Annotated in this window: 13 protein-coding genes; 7 read left to right on the forward strand and 6 right to left on the reverse strand. The window is 59.3% G+C overall.

The genetic code is table 11. The features are described from left to right. Nucleotides 1-309 precede the first annotated feature (309 nt). From V8N38_RS08740 to V8N38_RS08760, 5 genes are all read left to right on the forward strand, one after another. On the forward strand, nt 310-921 hold the full coding sequence (locus V8N38_RS08740; protein ID WP_060440257.1) for a response regulator transcription factor: 612 nt from the start codon (nt 310-312) through the stop codon (nt 919-921). Nucleotides 922-1,102: 181 nt separating this feature from the next. Next, nucleotides 1,103-1,687, forward strand: coding sequence for a fimbrial protein (locus V8N38_RS08745; RefSeq protein WP_038875270.1), 585 nt, complete (start codon nt 1,103-1,105; stop codon nt 1,685-1,687). 48 nt (nt 1,688-1,735) lie between these two features. Next, entirely contained in the window at nt 1,736-2,431 is a 696-nt protein-coding gene (locus V8N38_RS08750; RefSeq protein ID WP_060440256.1) for a molecular chaperone, read from the forward strand. 15 nt (nt 2,432-2,446) lie between these two features. Further along, nucleotides 2,447-4,939: a fimbria/pilus outer membrane usher protein gene (locus V8N38_RS08755; protein WP_060440255.1), complete on the forward strand. Its 2,493-nt coding sequence runs from the start codon at nt 2,447-2,449 to the stop codon at nt 4,937-4,939. Nucleotides 4,940-4,957: 18 nt separating this feature from the next. Next, nucleotides 4,958-6,028, forward strand: coding sequence for a fimbrial protein (locus V8N38_RS08760; RefSeq protein WP_087762291.1), 1,071 nt, complete (start codon nt 4,958-4,960; stop codon nt 6,026-6,028). 41 nt (nt 6,029-6,069) lie between these two features. Here the strand turns inward: V8N38_RS08760 and soxR are convergent, their stop codons facing one another. Continuing rightward, complete coding sequence (soxR, locus tag V8N38_RS08765) at nt 6,070-6,543, reverse strand: redox-sensitive transcriptional activator SoxR (RefSeq protein ID WP_087762292.1); 474 nt, start codon at nt 6,541-6,543, stop codon at nt 6,070-6,072. Between the two features lie 145 nt (nt 6,544-6,688). On the opposite strand from soxR, the gene V8N38_RS08770 reads away from it, so the two are divergent. Further along, nucleotides 6,689-7,774 (forward strand): efflux RND transporter periplasmic adaptor subunit, encoded by a 1,086-nt coding sequence (locus tag V8N38_RS08770; RefSeq protein WP_060440252.1) that lies wholly within the window; start codon nt 6,689-6,691, stop codon nt 7,772-7,774. 10 nt (nt 7,775-7,784) lie between these two features. Further along, on the forward strand, nt 7,785-10,865 hold the full coding sequence (locus V8N38_RS08775) for a MexW/MexI family multidrug efflux RND transporter permease subunit (protein WP_147839486.1): 3,081 nt from the start codon (nt 7,785-7,787) through the stop codon (nt 10,863-10,865). Between the two features lie 49 nt (nt 10,866-10,914). On the opposite strand, the gene V8N38_RS08780 is transcribed toward V8N38_RS08775, so the two are convergent. From V8N38_RS08780 to V8N38_RS08800, 5 genes are all read right to left on the reverse strand, one after another. After that, nucleotides 10,915-11,715: a DNA/RNA non-specific endonuclease gene (locus tag V8N38_RS08780; protein WP_015377376.1), complete on the reverse strand. Its 801-nt coding sequence runs from the start codon at nt 11,713-11,715 to the stop codon at nt 10,915-10,917. Between the two features lie 152 nt (nt 11,716-11,867). Then, nucleotides 11,868-13,328 (reverse strand): TrkH family potassium uptake protein, encoded by a 1,461-nt coding sequence (locus V8N38_RS08785; protein WP_060419630.1) that lies wholly within the window; start codon nt 13,326-13,328, stop codon nt 11,868-11,870. Between the two features lie 134 nt (nt 13,329-13,462). After that, entirely contained in the window at nt 13,463-13,777 is a 315-nt protein-coding gene (locus tag V8N38_RS08790; RefSeq protein ID WP_016928271.1) for a hypothetical protein, read from the reverse strand. A 236-nt stretch (nt 13,778-14,013) separates the two neighbouring features. Then, complete coding sequence (gene wrbA / locus V8N38_RS08795; RefSeq protein ID WP_147839485.1) at nt 14,014-14,613, reverse strand: NAD(P)H:quinone oxidoreductase; 600 nt, start codon at nt 14,611-14,613, stop codon at nt 14,014-14,016. Between the two features lie 86 nt (nt 14,614-14,699). Next, nucleotides 14,700-15,170, reverse strand: a complete 471-nt coding sequence (locus V8N38_RS08800; protein ID WP_049272896.1) for a helix-turn-helix domain-containing protein — start codon at nt 15,168-15,170, stop codon at nt 14,700-14,702. Nucleotides 15,171-15,234 lie beyond the last annotated feature (64 nt).

A 15,234-nucleotide genomic window follows, 5' to 3' on the forward strand; every position in this document is an offset into this window, starting at 1 on the left:
TAATTCAGGTCTTTTTTTATTTTTCCGGCGAAAGGAATGTGCGGTGAATTACCCTCTTGTTGGTCTTTTTTGGTGTTAAATTCTGAAAATGCAATGTTTTATAGATTATAATAATTAAAATTTACGTTAATAAAAATAATGTTCCTGTTGTTAATGGTTTGATGCAGAATTATCTTAGTGTTTTACGACACCGGTTTACGTGCCAGTCGCTTATTGTTTGCTCCCGAACGGCAATGCGAATTTTCCAAGAAGACGGCGGGTATTTAGTGCAAGGTATCGCCGTTATCCTTAGCCATGGATGGAGGAAGTATGCTCAGTATCGGTATCGTATCTGAAAACATCTTTTTCAGAGAGGCGATAAAAAGAATATTGATGCCAAGGATTTTTCATAAAGATCACGTTATTGCCTACTACGACGATCTGCCTTTGGCTATGGGGCGTAATTGCCACGATATTCTGATCGTCGATGATGCGGTAAAAAGCATGCTGCGCTTTAGCATGGCGATGACATTATTGTCTGCTATTCATGGCGTAAAGGTTTTTTTGACGACGGAAGAAAAACGCCGTCTTTTATTCCGTTCCGTCTCGCGTGATGTGGTTGTGCTCGATAAAAAAATCAGTATCCCCGGTATGAGTAAAGAGTTTTCTTTTCTGGTGGATAAGGTCACGCAGTGCTCTGCATTAAATGGAGACGTTGAGGGCGGAACGGTTCGCAATACGAAAAACCGCCTGACGGAAAGTGAGGTGGAAACGCTCCATTTGCTTTCCTTCGGCTATACGGTGACTCAGGTTTCCCGAATTCTTGATAAAAGCGTAAAAACGGTCAGCACGCAGAAATGCAGTGCGTTACGCAAAATGGGGTTGAAAAATCGAGTGCACAACTTATTGGAGATTTCATCCGGTTTCTCGGAGGTTATCTAGAAATCGTTATGTTCACCGTTTTCATTACCGGCTGACGAATAACTCGATGGCTTGATTTTATAAAAACAGGAATGTGTTCACCCTTTTGCCTCTGTATTACGGGGAGGGATTATTTCATCCCGCCGGCAGCGGCCGTTTTTTATTTATTCCCTCAAACCAAACTGTTATGGAGTTTTATCTCATGATGAAGAAGATGCTTTCTGTTGCAATCATGGCGGCTGCGGTCGCTGCGCCAGTGGCTTTTGCTGAAGACAATTCCGCCGGTGGCGTCATTAACTTTACCGGCGCCATTACCGACACCACCTGTACGATTAACGGCGGCAAGAGCGCGGATTTCACCGTAGCGCTGAGCCCGATCTCGGTGACTGACGCGGGTAACACCGTTGGGCCAATCACCAAGAACAAGAAGTCCTTCTCGCTGACCTTCTCCGGCTGTTCGCCGGCGGCCGGTACCGCAGGCACTCCGCTGAAAATCTACTTCTCCTCGGCGGATAACATCTCCACCGACGGCAAATATTTGCTGAACAACTCGGTCAACGAGAACGACGCTTCCGTCGCGAAGAACGTGGGCTTCTCTCTGGCGGAAACCGGTTCTTCCACCCCCATCCAGCTGAACGTGCCTTATGTCACCGACATCATGGGCGACAAAGCGGCACCGGATTCAGAAACCCTGACGTTGGACGCGTACTACTACAAAACCAACGCCGAAGCGGCAAAAGTGGGCGCTCTGAGCTCCAACGTGACTTACACCATTTCTTACCTGTAATCGCGCTGACAGCCAGGCCCTTGATGGGCCTGGCCACCCGGGGGAACGATGAAAAAATACATGATGATAGCGGCGTTGTTGCTCGGTTCCGTTGGTGCCCAGGCCAATGTGGTGGTTAACGGGACGCGGGTGATCTACCCGGCAAACAACAAGGATGTGATTGTCCAACTGCTGAATAACGGCGCCGATCCCTCACTGGTTCAGGCCTGGATCGACGACGGCGATATCAATTCCACCCCGGAAACCGCCAACGTGCCGTTTTTGCTGTCGCCGCCGGTGGTGAAAGTGAACGGCAACAGCGGGCAGCAGCTGCGCATTCAGAAAGTCGGCGCCGCATTGGCGGCGGATCGCGAATCGGTGTTCTATCTCAACGTGCTGGATATCCCGCCGACGCCAGAAAACCTCCAGGGCACCAATACGCTGCAGTTGGCGATCAAGTCACGCATCAAGCTGTTCTACCGCCCGCAGACGCTAACCCGCGGCGTAGAAAACGCGATGGAAAAACTGACGCTGCAAGCCAATGGCAAAGGGTTCAACGTCATCAACAACAGCCCGTATTTCATCACGGTAGCGAATATCGGCCAGGGTACGGACAAGCATCTGCTGGTTGATTCGCTGATGGTCGCGCCGTTTTCCTCCCAGTTTGCTGCCAGCAAACGATCGGTCAGTAAAAACGTCCGTTATGACCTGATGTATATCGACGATCTGGGGGCTTACAAGTCTAAAGCCATCACCGCACACTAACCTGAAAGAACAACAATGAAGCTGAATAAAAAAGTCCTCTCGCTGCTGACCGCCTCTTCATTCTTGTTGCCGGATACGGCCTGGGCGGTGACGTTCGACACTTCGCTGTTGGCCGGCGAATCACGCGATTCCGATCTCTCGCGTTTTTACCTCAATAATGACATGCCTGCCGGCCGACAGGAGATCGATGTGTATGTCAACCATGACTGGAAAGGGCGCTATGCGCTGCTGTTTGGCACACAACGCGACGATATCCAAATCGACTACCAGGATGCGCAGCGGCTGGGCATCGATCTGAGTCAGTTGCCGAGGCCCCAGGCACCGTTGACGACGCTGTCGATCGCCACGCTGGTACAGGGTGGGCGGTTCGATATGGACGTCGGTGCGCTGAGCCTGCGGCTGACGGTGCCGCAGGCGCGGGTCAACCGGTCGGAGGCGGGATACGTGGATCCGGCCTTCTGGAATCGCGGCATCTCCGCATTGACGCTGGCTTACAACGCGACGTACTACCACGCCGAGGCGCGCGGCGACGGCAATCACAGCAACAATGACGATTTTTATACCGGGTTGGAATCCGGGATCAATCTGGCCGGCTGGCAATTTCGCGACAGCAGCAGCTTTCGCCACGGCAGCGGGCGGGGGAGCCACTGGCAGAACAACACTCGCTACCTGCAGCGCGGCTTCGCCGACATCAAGTCCAACCTGACCGCCGGTGATTTTTATTCGCCGGGGGATCTGTTCGACTCGGTACGCATCCGCGGGGTGGCGCTGGCGTCGGACATCAGCATGCGCCCCAACTCGCAGCAGGGCTTTTCACCGGTCGTGCGGGGCGTGGCGCAAACCAACGCCCTGGTGAAAGTGATGCAGAACGGCAACGTGATCTACCAGGAAAACGTGCCGCCGGGCGCCTTTACCCTCGACAGCATTCAGCCGACTGGCTCGGCGGGCGATCTGTGGGTGACGGTCAAAGAGGCGGATGGGCGCGAACAGTCGTTCAGCGTGCCGTTTTCCGCCGTACCCAACATGTTGAAACAGGGGGTCAGCCAATACAGCGTGCTGGCCGGCAAGGTGAACGAAAGCAATACCGATTACGATCCCGGCTTTGTGCAGGGTACCCTGCAGTACGGTTTCAACAACCTGGTGACCGGTTATGCCGGCAGCATTTTGAGCGACGACTATCAGGCCTGGCTGCTCGGCAGTGGCTGGAACCTGCCGATAGGGGCGGTGTCCATCGACCTGACGCATGCCGATACCCGCCTGAAAAACCGCCGTGAAAGCGGGCAAAGTTTCCGTATTGCCTACAGTAAATTCCTCGACGTCACCGCGACCAACTTCACGCTGGCGGCCTACCGTTACTCCACCCGCGGTTACTACAGCTTTACCGACGCCATTTACTCCAATGACGGCTACCGCCAACTGGAACGGCAGTTTGACCGCTGGCGCGACGAGGAGGGCGTGTCCGAACTGGATATGAACACCTGGGACGCGCTGCGTTCCGCCCGGCCGAAAAATACCTTTACGCTTAACCTGAACCAGCGTCTTAACGAAGGGTGGGGCACGCTGTTCTTCTCCGGTTCCCAGCGCGATTACTGGACGGCCAACGCGAAAAGCCGCGAATACCAGCTGGGATACTCCAACAATCTGGGGCGCGTCAGCTACTCCGTTTCCGCCAGTCGGGTGCGTAATAGCCAGCGTGAGGAAGAAACGCGTTATTACCTGTCGTTCAGCCTGCCGCTGTCGGTGTTCGACAACAACGCTTATCTCAGCACCGGCCTGTCGGCGACGGACTCTCACTATCAGCAAAGCACGGTCAGCCTGAGCGGCAACGCGCTGGAATCCAACCGCCTGAGCTACTCGCTGAGCGGCAGCAATCGCAGCGGCGGAGACAACATGGCCGGCCTCAATGCGGCCTATCGCACCCGCCTCTCGACGCTCGGCGTCTCCTACAGCGAAGGCAACGACTATCGCCAGAGCGGCCTCAGCGCGCGCGGCAGCCTGGTGGCGATCCCCTGGCATGTGCTGGCGTCGAACGAAATCGGCAACACCATGACGGTGGTCGAAGCGCCGCAGGCCGAAGGGCTGATGGTCAACGGCGACGAAAGCATTGTGACCAACGCGCAGGGCCTGGCGCTGGTGCCTTATGCTACGCCGTACCGGCAAAATTCGGTCACGCTGTCGGATACCGGCCACAGCAGCGGGGCGGAAATCAGCGGCAACGTTGCCAACCACGTGCCGTACTACGGTGCGGTCAGCTACCTGAAATTCGAGACTGACCCACGTCGGCCATTCCAGCTGCGAGCGCAGCGTGCCGATGGCGCACCGCTGCCGTTCGGTGCCGAAGTGCTGGATGAAAACGGCCGATCGATAGGCTTTGTCGGCCAGGCCAGCGTGCTGTACCTGCGCGCCGAACAGCCGCCGACGGCGTTGACGGTGCAACTGCGCGACGGCCGTTGCCGCATCGCCAAACCGACTCTGGCGCTCGACGCGTCGCCCGGCGTTTGCCGCTAATACAGGATAACCGAACCTATGATCAGGCTGATTTTTTTGCTGCTGCTGTCTGGGCTGTTCAGCGGCTATAGCTATGCTTCCTGCTATGGCAAGGGGGTGGAGTTTGCGTCGCCGATTTTCGTCGATCTTTCCGATAAGCTGAGCGCCAATACGCCGGTATGGGAGGCGCAATACAATACCCAGTACACCGGCACCTTTAACTGCAGCAAGTCCAAAAGCAACTTTTCCTACACCATCAAACTTCCGACGAAAGACTCGCAGGCCGCGATTTTCGGTTTTAACGATGGCCAACAGTGGGTCCGCGCAGAAATCACCAACAAGATAAGTGACAGAACGTTGAGGGGGAGAGGGGAACACTCTGCTTCAGAATTAAATTCCCCGATGACCATTCGTTATTCTCTGGTGCAAAAGCCTAAGGATGGGCGGGTGGTACCGGGCGATACACTGATGCTCGATGATGCTTTAATGGTGAGTGACGTGACCGGCATCGGCATACTGGAGTTACCGTTTTGGCTGCTGGAGCAGGTGGGGAAACTGCTCACTTGGTTGCTTACCGGCAATTGGCCTTATGACGATCGCGATATGTATGGCCAGCCGATGAACATCAAGTACGCGCCGAAAACCACCACCTGCCGTTTCGACAACGCCGGCCTGACGGTCAGATTGCCCAAAATGGGCGTGGCGCAGGTGCTGAGTAACAACCAACCCGGCTACACGCCGTTCTCGCTGAACATCAGCTGCCAGAACATGCAGCAGGAAGGCATCGCCGATCGCGCCGTTGAGATGTTCCTGTCCAGCAATAACCTGCTGGCCTCCGACGCCAGCGTGTTGACCAATGCCAATGCGGGCGGGGCGCAAGGGGTGGGGCTGCGCCTGGTCAAGCGCGACATGCCGAGTTCGCCGGTGGTACTGTCGCCTTCCAACGTCGATCGCGGCAGCGCCACCTCACTGTTTCACGTCGCCGCCGGCGGCAGCCTGAACAGTCACTTCATCATCGGCATGGGGGCTTATTATTACCCTTATCAGCGCGATGGCGTCACGCAGGGGGAAATCAACACCTCGGCCACGTTGAACATCATCTATCCCTGAGAGGTTCGGGCTCGGAATAACCGGTGCGCAACCTGTTTCGCTCACCGGTGTTCCGTCATGCGTTCGAAAATATGCGCGCCGGCGCCCTGTTGGCCCAAAATATCGTTTGGGTTGCGCAGCGGGCAGTCGGTGAGCGACAGGCAGCCGCAACCGATGCAGCTGTCGAGATGGTCGCGCAGCACCGTCAGCCGCTGAATGCGCTCATCCAGCGTTTTGCGCCAGGCGGAGGACAAAATTCCCCATTGTTCGGCGGTCAGCTTGCTGCCGGCAGGAAAGCGGCCCAGCGTGGCGCGGATCTCCTCCAGCGGAATGCCCGCGCTTTGCGCGATTTTGATCACCGCGATGTAGCGCAACACCACCGGCGTGTAGCGACGCTGATTACCGGCGTTGCGCGTTGCCTGAATCAGCCCCTTGCTTTCGTAAAAGTGCAGCGCGGATACCGCCACGCCGCTGCGCTTCGCCACTTCCCCCACGGTCAATAGCCGATAGGTGTCAATCGGTTCATTTCTTGCCATTCCACGTTCCTTAGCTTGACCTCAAGTTAACCTGAGGTTTTATAGTGCAGCCAGCCGGGCTTGGCAACCGGCATCTCTCGTCACCTGCCTGCGCTGCGTCGGGGGAAGGATGGCTTTGGCTGTAAAATCAGGAAGAAACCGTTACATGATGAAACGATACCTCATTATTGCCGCGCTGCTGGCAGCGCTCGCCGTCGCCGCCGTTGCGATGCGATCCACCGCGCGGCAAAACGAAGGCGCGCCGGCCTATCCGCCGGTGAAGGTGGCGCTGGCGCCCGCCCTGCGTGAACAGGCGGCGCGCAGTTACGCCGGCGTGGGCGAGCTGGAGGCGGCCAGCCAGGTGGCTGTGGCGGCGGAGACCAGCGGCCGCATCACGCGCATTCTGTTCGAATCCGGCCAAACGGTGCGGCAGGGGCAACTGCTGGTGCAGCTCAACGATGCGGTCGAGCAGGCTGAGCTGGTGCGCCTGCAGGCGCAATTGCGCAATGCCGATCTGCTGTTGGCGCGCATGCGCAAGCTGATGAACCTCAACGCCACCGCGCGGCAACAGCTGGACGATGCGCTGGCCGAACGGGATATGGCGCTCGGTGCGGTGCAGGAAACGCAGGCCAAAATCGCGCAAAAGGCGATCCGCGCGCCGTTCGCCGGCACCATCGGCATTCGCCGCGTGCATGAAGGGCAATACCTCAACGCCGCCGACGCGGTGGCGAACCTGGTGGACGCCGATACGCTGCGCGTCAACTTCTCGCTGGACGAACAAAGCAGCGCCGGGCTGGCGCTGGGGCAGGCGGTGTCGGTGCAGGTTGGGGCGTATCCCGATCGCGCTTTCCCTGCCGCCATTACCGCTATCGACCCGATGATCGGCAAATCCCGCACCGTGCAGGTGCAGGCGACGTTGACCAACCGCCAGGGGTTGCTGAAGGCCGGCATGTACGCCGGCATTCGCGTCACGCAGCAGCAGCGCGTGGCGGTGTTGACGGTGCCGGAAACGGCGCTGACCTACACGGCCTACGGCGATACCGTGTTCCTGGCACAGCAGGGTGAAAAGGGCATGACGGTCAAACGCGTTTCGGTCGCCGTGGGTGAGCGCAACGACGGGCGCGTCGAGATCGTCAGCGGCCTGCAGGAAGGCGATCGGGTGGTGACCTCGGGCCAGCTCAAGCTGAGCGACGGCATGGCGGCCGAGCCGGTGGCGCAGGATACGTTGAACGCCGCCCAGGCTGGTTCTTGAGGAGAGACCGATGACATTTACCGATCTGTTCGTGCGCCGGCCGGTGCTGGCGCTGGTGGTCAGCACCCTGATCCTGCTGTTCGGCGCGCTGGCGCTCAGCCAACTGCCGATCCGTCAATACCCGCTGTTGGAAAACTCCACCATCACCATCAGCACCGACTATCCCGGTGCGTCGTCCGAGCTGATGCAGGGCTTTGTCACGCAGCCGATCGCCCAGGCGGTGTCGTCCGTCGAGGGCGTTGACTACCTTTCATCCTCGTCGGTGCAGGGGCGCAGCGTGGTGACGGTGCGCATGGCGCTGAACCGCGATTCGACCCAGGCCTTGACTGAAGTGATGGCCAAGGTCAACCAGGTGCGCTACAAGCTGCCGGAGCAGGCTTACGATCCGGTGATTGAGCGCTCCGCCGGTGAAGCTACCGCCGTCGCCTATGTCGGCTTTTCCAGTAAAACGCTATCCACGCCGGCGCTGAGCGAATACCTGACGCGGGTGGTGGAGCCGATGTTCACCACTATCGACGGCGTCGCCAAGGTGGAAGTGTTCGGCGGGCAAAAAATGGCGATGCGCCTGTGGCTGGACAGCGATCGGCTGGCCGGCCGCGGCCTGACCGCCGCCGACGTGGCCGACGCGGTGCGGCGCAACAATTACCAGGCGGCGCCGGGCAAGGTGAAAGGGCAGTATGTGGTTGCCAACGTGCGGGTGAATACCGATCTCACCAGCGTGGAGGAGTTCCGTAATCTGGTGGTGCGCAACGACGGCAACGGCCTGGTGCGCCTGAAAGACGTCGGCACCGTGGAGCTGGGCGCCGCAGCCACGGAAACCAGCGCGCTGATGGATGGCGAACCGGCGGTGTTTCTCGGCGTCTTCCCCACGCCGACCGGCAACCCGCTGGTGATCGTCGACGGCATTCGTCACCTGATGCCGGCAATTGACAAGATGCAGCCGCCGGGCGTGAAGATGGCGCTGGCGTTCGAAACCGCACGCTTTATCCAGGCCTCGATCGATGAAGTGGTGCATACCCTGCTCGAAGCGCTGGCGATCGTGGTGGCGGTGATCTACCTGTGTCTGGGGTCGCTGCGCACCGTGCTGATCCCGGTGGTGACCATTCCGCTGTCGATCCTTGGCGCCGCCGGGCTGATGCTGGCCTTCGGCTTCAGCGTCAATTTGCTGACGCTGCTGGCGATGGTTTTGGCGATCGGTCTGGTGGTGGACGACGCCATCGTGGTGGTGGAGAACGTGCATCGCCATATTGAAGAGGGGAAAACGCCGCTGGCGGCGGCGATGATCGGCGCGCGCGAAGTGGCGGGGCCGGTGATCGCCATGACCCTGACGCTGGCGGCGGTCTACGCGCCGATCGGCCTGATGGGCGGGCTGACCGGCGCGCTGTTTCGCGAGTTCGCGCTGACGCTAGCCGGCGCGGTGGTGGTATCCGGCGTAGTCGCGCTGATGCTGTCGCCGGTAATGAGTTCTCTTCTACTGCCGGCCAAACAGAGCGAAGGGCGCGTGGCGCGCGCCGCCGAGTGGTTCTTCGGCGGCCTGACGCGTCGCTATGCGCGCGCGCTGGATTTCTCGCTGCACCACCGTTGGGTGACCGGCGCGCTGGCGCTGCTGGTGATGATCAGCCTGCCGCTGCTGTACCTGATGCCGCAGCGCGAGCTGGCGCCGACCGAGGATCAGGCCATCGTACTGACCGCCATCAAGGCGCCGCAGCACGCCAACCTGAACTATGTCGAGCGCTTTGCGTACAAGCTGGACGAGGTTTACAACCGCATGCCGGAAACCGAAAGCCGCTGGATCATCAACGGCAGCGACGGCACGGCGTCCGGTATCGGCGGCATCAACCTGACGCTGTGGCAGGCGCGCCAGCGCTCGGCGTCGGCGGTGCAGGCCGATCTGCAACGGGCGGTGAACGACGTCGAAGGCACCAGCATTTTCGCCTTCCAACTGCCCGCGCTGCCGGGCTCCACCGGCGGGCTGCCGGTGCAGATGGTGCTGCGCACGCCGCAGGACTACCCGCAGCTGTATCGCACCCTGGAAGAGGTGAAGCAGAATGCCAGAAACAGCGGCCTGTTTATGGTGGTGGACAGCGATCTGGACTACAACAACCCGCTGGCGGAGGTGCATATCGACCGCGCCAAGGCCAACAGCCTCGGGATACGCATGAGCGACATCGGCGAATCGCTGGCGGTGCTGGTGGGGGAGAACTACCTCAACCGCTTCGGCATGGACGGGCGCGCCTATGACGTGATCCCGCAGAGCCTGCGTGAACAGCGGCTGACGCCGCAGGCGCTGGCGCGGCAGTACGTTCGCACGCAGGACGATACGCTGGTGCCGCTCTCCACCGTGGTGTCGGTGGCCGTTAAGGTCGAGCCGAACAAGCTGACCCAGTTTAACCAGCAGAACGCCGCCACCCTGCAGGCCATCCCCGCCCCCGGCGTTTCGATGGGCGAAGCGGTCGCCTTCCTCGAGCGGCAGGCCAATGCGCTGCCGGCCGAATTTAGCCACGACTGGCAGGGGGATTCGCGCCAATATACCCAGGAAGGCAGCGCGCTGGCGTTCGCGTTCCTGGCGGCGTTGGTGATCATCTACCTGGTGCTGGCGGCGCAGTATGAGAGCCTGAAGGATCCGCTGATCATCCTCATCACCGTGCCGCTGTCGATCTGCGGCGCCTTATTGCCGCTGGCGCTGGGTTACGCCACGATGAATATTTATACCCAGGTCGGGCTGGTGACCCTGATAGGGCTGATTAGCAAGCACGGTATTCTGATGGTGGAGTTCGCCAACGAACTGCAGATGCATCAGGGGTTGACGCGGCGCGCCGCGATTTTGCAGGCGGCGCAAATTCGCCTGCGGCCGGTGCTGATGACCACCGGGGCGATGGTGTTCGGCTTGATCCCGCTGCTGTTCGCCAGCGGCGCCGGTGCCGCCAGCCGCTTCGGTCTGGGGCTGGTGATCGTGTCCGGCATGCTGGTGGGCACGCTGTTCACCCTGTTTGTGCTGCCGACGGTGTACACACTGTTGGCGCGCGATCACGCGGTGGCGTCGCCCCGGCAGCGTGAGTTGGCCGCCGCGCAAAAGGCGCTGACGGAATAAACCGCCGGCGCCCGAATGAAAAATAAACCCGCCGAGGCGGGTTTTTTCGTCAGTTTTTGCAGCCCATCAGCTCCGGCAGGACGCCGGGCTTGCTCTTCAGCGAGGCCTGCACGTCGTCCGGCAGACCGGCCCAGATGATCAGGCCGGTACGCTTCTCGATCTCGTCCACCGTCACGCGGAATTGGCAGAAATCGGCGCCCTTCGGCGTGTTTTGATCGAACAGAAAGGCGGCATAGTGGTTTACCGCCGGGCTGTTGTTGATGAAAATCACCTTCCAGTAGGCGCTGGGGATGGTGTGCGCTTTCTGGGTGCCCGGCAGTTTGCCCATATCGCGTTCATACAGCGGCCCGGTCACGGTATAGACCGAGGAGATATCGGCGCGATCGATCAGCTTGCGTTCCTGATCTTCCAGCCGCGCCCAGGCGCCCTGGTTAAGATCGGACTTTTGCGGCGTGATGTTGGACAGGTAGTTCAGCGATTCCCAGTCGGAAACGCCCGCCAACGAGGCCAGCGGCGCCTGATGGCCGCGATCGACCTTCAACGCCGCATTGGCACCGGTGTAATCGGCGGGCGCCAGGGTATCCGCCGGATTGAGCGCCGGGTCGGTTTTCCAGTTGCGCGTCTTGCCGCTGGCCGGCGTGTCTTTGGTGATGTGATAGGCCACCCAGTTGGCGAACTTGGTGGTGCTGTTGTTGTTCAACGTATAAGCATGACGCACGATCGACACGTTGCTGCTGCCGCCGGTCGGGCAGCCGACCGCGCAGTTGTCGATGGATTCGAGCGTGTCGGCCGACGCCTGTGCGGCGAACAGCAGGGCGGCCAGGGCCAACATCTTGTTGTTAAAGCGCATATTCATATCCTCAATAAGTTAAAAAACACTGTATATATTTACAGTGAATTAAACTTATCGCAGTGAAACGAATACAACAATGCAACATATTCATGTTGCGAATGTGTCAGCGTTAGCAGAGCGGAACGGCGCCTTACACGCCGCTTGGCCGATCAAAAACGCCAAAATGCGCGTGAACAAAGGATCAGCATCGGATAGATCTCGAGGCGGCCGAGCAGCATGGCGGCGCACATCAGCCATTTCGCCGCATCGTTCAACGTGCCGAAACCGGCGGCGGTTTCTCCGTACCCCAGCCCCATATTGTTGATGCAGGCGGCGACGGTGGCGAAGGCGGTGACCAGATCATAGCCCATCAGATTCAGCAGCCAGATAAACAAGCAGGTGAACAGTACATAGAGAAAGAAGAAGCTCCAAACGGAGCGCAGCGTTCGATCCTGGATCGGTGCATTGCCGACCTTGATGGTATACATGGCGTTGGGATGCACCAGCTGGTTGATCTCGAGCCGGCTTTGCTTGTACATGATCAGAAAACGCAGTGCTTTAATGCCGCCGCAGGTGGAGCCGACGCAGCCGCCGAAGAAACTCGCCGCCAGCAGCAGCATGATGGTATGGGACGGGATCCGGGTGTAATCGGCAATCGCCAGGCCGTTGTCGGTCATCATCGAGCTGGTGAGGAAAAAGCCGTGCACGAAGGCGTCTTTGGCGCCGTACATGCCTGAACGGTATAGCTCGATACACACGATCGCCACGACGATGGCCAGAATCAACAGGAAAAAGCGCAGCTCGGGGCTGCGGTACAGCGGTTTCAGGCTGCGGCGGCCGACGGCCACGAAATAGAGCGTGAAGTTCACCGCCGCCAGAATAGAGAAAATGCCGCCGACCATTTCCACTGCCGAACTGTCGTAGTACCCCAGGCTTTCGTTGCGGGTGGAAAATCCGCCGAGCGAAACGGTGGAAATGCCGTGGCATAACGCATCGAACCACGGCATGCCCGCCAGACGAAAGGCGACGGTACAGGCCAACCCCAGCCCAAGGTAGATCAACCACAGGTTTTTCGAGGTATCGGCCAGGCGTGGCGTCAGGCGTTCCTCCTTGAACGGGCCGGGCATTTCCGACTGGTAAAGTTTGGCGCCGCCGATGCCCAGCAGCGGCAGCACGGCCACCGCCAACACGATAACCCCGAGGCCGCCGATAAAATTGAGCTGGGAACGGTAGTAGAGGACCGATTTGGGCACGTTCGAGACGTCATTCAGCACCGAGGCGCCGGTGGTGGTGATGCCGGAGACTCCCTCAAACATCGCGTCGACCAGCCGGACGTTCAGCGTATCATCCAGCCACAGCGGCAGGGCGCTGATCGCGGAAAACAGCAGCCAAAACATCACGATGATCAGAAAGCCGTCCTGAGTGCGCAACTGCACTTTCGACTGGCGGGTGCTGAACCAGCCCAATCCGCCGAGCGTGGCGGCCACCACCAGGGTATAGAAGAATGAGAAGGCGCTTTTTTCTTTATACAACAGGCCCATCAGCAGGGGCGGGATCATCGAAAGGCTGTAAAGAAGGACCAAAAAGCTGCAAAGATGAATGACGACCAGGATTTGTTTGGTTCTGACCATGCTGTTGCTCGGAATGCCTGCCGACAATGTGTCAATTTATTGAAGTGTATCAAGCATAAAGCAGGCGATATAAAAATAGCGTAAAAATTCATATCGCCGAATAAATATGGCCGGTGAGCCTGCCGGGGAAGACGTTATTCCAGCAGGTCGTTGACCGTGCGGCGCACATAGTGCGTCATTTGCGCCAGATCGTCCGGCGACACCGGGCCGCCGCCGGCGCGCACCACCTGCTGTTCAATCTGGGCGATCTCTTGCTCGACTTTGTTGGCGATTTGCACTTTGACTATCTTGTCCACCGAAGACAGCAGCACCTTCAAGACCACTTTCAGCGCGATGTTCTCGCAGAACGAATCGTAGTGATGAACCGGCGGCGGCGGGGCCGGAGCCGGCTCGGGCGCGCGCGGAGCCAGAGCCTTGAAGCTGTCTACATTTTCAATAATAAGATCCATGTCTCTTATTAGTTCATCAAAATCTTTAGACACTGACTTATTCCCTTCGCTGTGCGCAAAAAACAGAACGCCCGTCCTCGCGCCTAAGGCTGACAAGCGACGGGCAGAACGAATTCGGGCCTGGCCTTCAGACGCTGAATGGCCGGGGGAGGGGCATTCTAACCTTGCGGCGGGTCGGCAACAAGATGGGGCCGTGCGAATGCGCGGCCCTTTGAATCACAGGCGCAGGAGGGTGCTTAACTTTTCAGCTTGGCGGTGATTTTTGCCACGTGCTCGCCCTGATAGCGGGCAATGGTCAATTCTTCGTTGCTCGGTTGCCGCGAACCATCGGCGCCGGCGATGGTGGTGGCGCCATACGGGGTGCCGCCGCGTACCTGCGAAACGTCAAACAGCTCTGGCGTGGCATAGCCGATCGGCACGATGATGAAACCGTGGTGCGCCAGCGTGGTCCAGGTGGAACTGATGGTGTGTTCCTGGCCGCCGCCGGTGCCGGTGGAAGAGAAGACGCTGCCTACCTTGCCGTACAACGCGCCGGAAGCCCACAGGCCGCCGGTCTGATCGAGGAAGGTGCGCATCTGCCCGGCCATATTGCCGAAGCGGGTCGGCGTGCCGAAGATAATGCCGTCATAGTCCGCCAGCTCCTGCGGGCTGGCGACCGGCGCCTGCTGATGTTGTTTGCCCCCGGCTTTGGCAAAGGCCTCCGGCGTCATGGTTTCCGGCACGCGTTTAATCGTCACGTCCACGCCGTTAACCCGATTCGCGCCTTCGGCCACCGCCTGCGCCAGGTGTTCGACATGGCCGTACATTGAGTAATAAAGCACCAACACTTTCGTCATGTTCCGTACTCCCGCTCAGATGATTAACAAAAACCCTTGATAAGCATAGAAGCGAATGACGAATTTGGTTTTGTCGAATGGCGGATTCAGGGCAAGCGCCGCAGCTTGTGCGCCAGCCGCTGTTCCTGCCAGCGGCTGAAGACATTGCGCAGCAGCAGGGTACGCACCGCCCGCATGACCAGCGCGAGGCTCATGCCGCCGATCGCCCACAGCGACCAGAGATATTGCGGATGGGTAAACCAGTTGATGGCGAACAACATCACGCCAATCACGGCGAAACGTACCGCCATGCTCAGCAGTTTGCCTTCTGCCGCGACCTGGCGACGAATGCGCTGTTCGTCAGGCGTCTCCTCCTCCATTGCCTGTTGCGGCTGCGCATTGAGATCGCTGACCTGCACGCCCAGCGCGGCAGCGATCGCGGTCAAGGTTTCCAGGCTGGCCTGTTCACCGTTTTCTATCCGCTGGACGGTGCGGGTGCTGAGGCCGGCGATCGTCGCCAGCTGCTCCTGCGACCAGCCTTTTTCCAGACGTAATGGCCTGATGCGGTACTTTTGCATGGTGCACTCCTGAGTTCGCTGTCACTGTCATTCAGTGTAGGGCGAGCGGGTTGGCGGCGCCACG

Origin of the sequence: Serratia nevei (genome assembly GCF_037948395.1) — a bacterium.
GTDB classification, from domain to species: domain Bacteria; phylum Pseudomonadota; class Gammaproteobacteria; order Enterobacterales; family Enterobacteriaceae; genus Serratia; species Serratia nevei.